This window comes from Candidatus Acetothermia bacterium, assembly GCA_024653305.1.
Taxonomy (GTDB): Bacteria; Bipolaricaulota; Bipolaricaulia; order Bipolaricaulales; family Bipolaricaulaceae; genus JACIWI01.
This window is the reverse complement of sequence record JANLFW010000015.1, coordinates 33408-37322: the sequence shown is the minus strand read 5'-3', so window position 1 is coordinate 37322 and position 3915 is coordinate 33408. Positions and strand designations below refer to the sequence as shown.

Annotated in this window: 4 protein-coding genes; 2 read left to right on the top strand and 2 right to left on the bottom strand. The window is 70.1% G+C overall.

Going from position 1 to position 3915, the window contains the following annotated elements:
- Nucleotides 1-233 precede the first annotated feature (233 nt).
- Nucleotides 234-1088 carry a 3-methyl-2-oxobutanoate hydroxymethyltransferase gene (gene panB, locus NUV94_06340; protein ID MCR4392379.1) on the bottom strand — a complete coding sequence of 285 codons (855 nt, stop codon included), beginning with the start codon at nt 1086-1088 and terminating at the stop codon, nt 234-236.
- A 109-nt stretch (nt 1089-1197) separates the two neighbouring features.
- Here panB and NUV94_06335 point away from each other — a divergent pair, with 109 nt between their 5' ends.
- Both NUV94_06335 and truD read left to right on the top strand, forming a co-directional pair.
- Nucleotides 1198-2163 carry an A/G-specific adenine glycosylase gene (locus NUV94_06335; protein ID MCR4392378.1) on the top strand — a complete coding sequence of 322 codons (966 nt, stop codon included), beginning with the start codon at nt 1198-1200 and terminating at the stop codon, nt 2161-2163.
- A gap of 2 nt (nt 2164-2165) precedes the next feature.
- Nucleotides 2166-3347, top strand: a complete 1182-nt coding sequence (gene truD / locus NUV94_06330; protein ID MCR4392377.1) for a tRNA pseudouridine(13) synthase TruD — start codon at nt 2166-2168, stop codon at nt 3345-3347.
- A 21-nt stretch (nt 3348-3368) separates the two neighbouring features.
- Here the strand turns inward: truD and NUV94_06325 are convergent, their stop codons facing one another.
- Nucleotides 3369-3821: a hypothetical protein gene (locus NUV94_06325; protein ID MCR4392376.1), complete on the bottom strand. Its 453-nt coding sequence runs from the start codon at nt 3819-3821 to the stop codon at nt 3369-3371.
- Nucleotides 3822-3915 lie beyond the last annotated feature (94 nt).

Here is a 3915-nt window from a genome sequence, read left to right as displayed (position 1 = left end):
GACGGGACTACGAGCTAAGGGAGGCGATATGGCCCACTTGAACATCCGAGCGGGAGGTTCAGACCTTGTGTCGTGCATGAGCCCCCACGACACGGGCAGCTGCCCCATCTACACTTCGTACAGTGGCTCACGCTACCCCGGGCCAACTGCCCGAGCGAGATGGCCCAGAAAGACGGCAAAGGAATCTGGGAGATCTACCTGAACGGCTTCTCCAGCCAAAGCAGGTCTGGCGATTATGGCCCGAGGAGCTTTTGAAGCTGCTCCCACTCCTCTTTGGGGATGTGGTACACGTGCTCGGGGCCGGGGAAGGCCCCCTCTTTCACGTCGCGGATGTACTCCTGGAACGCCTGGAGCATGATCGGCGCGAGATCCGCATAGCGCTTGACGAACTTTGGGGTGAACGCCTCAAAGAGGCCGAGGATGTCGTGGACGATCAAGAGCTGGCCGTGACAGGCCGGGCCGGAGCCGATCCCGAGGATCGGAACCTTGGCCCGCTTCACGATCAGCTCCGCCACCCGGGCCGGGATCGCCTCAAGGAGGATCGCGAACGCCCCCGCCTCCTCAAGCACCTTGGCGTCGTCGATGAGGGCGCGGGCCGTGGCGGCGCTGCGGCCCTGGGACTTGAGGCCACCGATCATGCTCGCCGCCTGCGGCGTGAGGCCGATGTGCCCCATCACCGGGATCCCCGCCCGAACGATGGCCTCCACCCGCTCCGCCATCCGCGCCCCGCCCTCCAGCTTCACCGCGTCCGCCCCGCCCTCGGCGATGAACCGGCCCGCATTGCGCACGGCGGTCTCGTTCGATGGCTGGTAGGACATGTACGGCATGTCCCCCACCACGAACGCCCGGCTCGCCGCCCGCGCTACAGCACCGGTGATCGCCACCATGAAGTCCATCGTGGCCGGGAGCGTCGTCTTGTGCCCAAGCAGGCACATCGCCCCCGAATCCCCGACGAGGATCATGTCCATCCCCGCCCGGTCCTCGAGGAGGGCGGTCGGGTAGTCGTAGGCGGTGAGGAACGTGATCTTCTCCCCCCGCTCCACCATGGCGAGAAGGTCCGGGATCGTGAGCTTCCGTCTTTCCTCCATCACCCCTCCTTCGGCTCCATGGTAGCGCGGGCTCCCGGGGCGGCCAACCATCTGGCCGGGGGTGGCCAAGGCAGGGTAGGCTTGGCCTGTGCCCACCCCATTGACCCAAGTGGCCGAAATGCGCCGGGCACTCCGCGCCTGGTACGCCCGCCACCAGCGGGACCTCCCGTGGCGGGCCACCCGCGACCCGTACCGAATCCTCATCGCCGAGGTCCTCCTCCAGCAGACCCGGGTGGACCAGGCCCTCCGCTACTACGCCCGGTTCCTCGCGGCCTTCCCCACCCTACAGGCATTGGCCCAAGCACCCGAGGAGGAGGTGCTCAGGGTTTGGGCCGGGGCCGGCTACTACCGGCGGGCCCGGAACCTCCATCGGCTGGCGCAGACCGTGGCCGGGACGGGACTTCCCCGGGCGTACGCAGAGCTGTTAAAGCTCCCCGGGGTTGGCCCGTACACGGCGGCCGCGGTGGCGTCGATCGCGTTCGGGGAAGCCGTGGCCGCGGTGGACGGGAACGCCCGGCGGGTGCTGGCGCGCCTGTTCGCGGTCGAACAGCCGACCGGGCAGTGGCTTGGGGACATGGCCCAGGCCCTGCTCGATCCCGAGAACGCGGGAACATGGAACCAGGCCCTGATGGACCTCGGGGCCACGGCCTGCACGCCCAAGGCCCCCCAGTGCCCGGCCTGCCCGGTGAACCCGTTCTGCGCAGGGAAGCTCGCCCCGGAGCGGTACCCCGCCCCGCGGGCCAGGCGCCCACGGGCGGTGGAGGCAGTGGCGCTTGCGCTCAAGGGACAAACTGGGTACGTCCTGGAGCGGCGGGACGGGCAAGCCCTGGGCGGGCTGTGGGGGGTTCCCATGGCCGAGGGCGAGGACGCCTTGCCGGCCCTTCTCGCCCGGTACGGGCTGGCCGAAGCCCGGCTTCTTGGCACGGTTCGGCACGCGTTCACCCACAAGCGGCTCACCGTGCACGTCCACGCCGCTCCCTGGCCTGGCCCCGGCGAGGACCCGGAACGCCGCCCCCTGTCCCGGCTCGACCGGAAGATCCTCGCCCTGGCCGAGGAAGCCTCCCGGGGGACGTGACGATGCGCTTCAAGCACGTCCCCGAGGACTTCCAGGTCGAGGAGCTCCTCTCCATCCGGCCCGAGCCCCGTGGGACCTATCCGGTGTACCGGGTGGAGAAGCGGGGCCTCCCCACCCTGGCCGTGCACGACCGCCTCGCCGCCCGGTTTGGCATCGCACCGGGGGCAGTGCGGTTCCCGGCGCTCAAGGACAAGGACGCCCTGGCCGTCCAGTACTGCACCGTGGATACGCGGTCAGCCTCGACGTGGGTTTCCGGGCCAGGGTTCTCCGCCCGTCGGGTGGGGTTCCTCCCCCGGCCGCTCTCGCCACGGGACCTCGCCGGAAACCGTTTCCGGATCGTGCTCCGCGACCTGGACCCTGAGGAAGTGCCGGCGCTGCGGGCGCGATGGGAGGCCCTCGCCTGTGCTGGGTTCCCCAACTACTTCGACCTCCAGCGGTTCGGGTCGTGGAGCCGGAGGCTTGGGTTCCCGGGGAAGCTCATCCTGCAAGGGGACGTCGAAGGGGCGCTGCGCTGCTACCTCGCCGAGCCCCTCGTCGGGGATCCTCCCGGGGTGCTCCGGTTCAAGCGCCTGGCCCGGGAGCACTGGGGGGACTGGGCAACCCTCAAGGCCCACGCCCCCAAGTCCAACCTGCGCAGCGTCCTTTCCTTCCTCGCCGATCACCCCACGGAGCTCAAGAAGGCCCTGAACCTGGTGACCCCCAGGGTGCTCTCCCTTTGGCTCTCCGCGTACCAAAGTTTCCTTTGGAACCGCACCGCTTCCCGCCACCTCGCCTGGCGGCTCCAGGAAGCGGGGGTGCCCCCAGCTTACCTTGCCACCCCGTTTGGGGCGCTCGTCTCCCCAGCGGACGGGGTCCTGGCCCCGCCCTTGAGCGAGCTCCTGCGCCTGGAGATCCCGCTTCTTTCGCACCGAACGCGGATCACCGATCCGGCGATGGGCTCGATCGTGGAGGAGGTGCTCCGGGAGGAGGGGCTGAGGCTCCCGGATCTTCGGGCCCGCGCCCTCCACCGGGTCTACCTGGGCCAGGGGACGCGGCGGCTATGGGCAGTGCCGACCGAAGCCGCTTGGCTCGGGGAGGACGAGGACGAACGCTTCCCGGGCCGCCGAAGGGTGACCATGACCTTCACCCTCCCCCCCGGAAGCTACGCCACCCTTCTCCTCCGGGCGCTGGCCCCCACCGCCTAGCTGCGGGTGCCATACGGGCTGTTAGCGGCGCGCCCCGGCCCCTTGGTTGAACCCCCAGGTGGCGAACGCGGCGGCGGCCGGCGCCCCGAGGCGCAATGCCCATTCGAAGTCGAACATGGCCCCAAGTCCAAACGCGACCCCTGTCCCGACCCCGGACCCGACGAACGCGAAGACCACGTCCCCCTCGGCCCCGAGCGCCGCCCCGGTGAGCACCACCCCTAAGCCCGCCCCGAGGGTCGACCCGACCGCATAGCCCACGTACCCGGCCACGATCCCGGCGAGCGCCCCCCCGATCGTCCCCCATCCGGCCCAGGCCACGGCCGCGCTGAAAAAGTGCGCTCCCGCCAAACCTCCGGCATACCCAGCCAGGGTCCCCACCAGGAGTTCCGGCACCACCGCGTCCTCGGGCCGGGCCGCGAGCCCCACCATGCCGACCACCACGACCGCGACTGCCAACAGCACACGCCCTCGCATGCGACCTCCTTCCGGCGATTCAGTTGTCGCCCTTCATGGGCGACGCCTATCCCCTGTTTCCTCCGCGCTCTTTGCGCCAAACGAGTGCCCACGG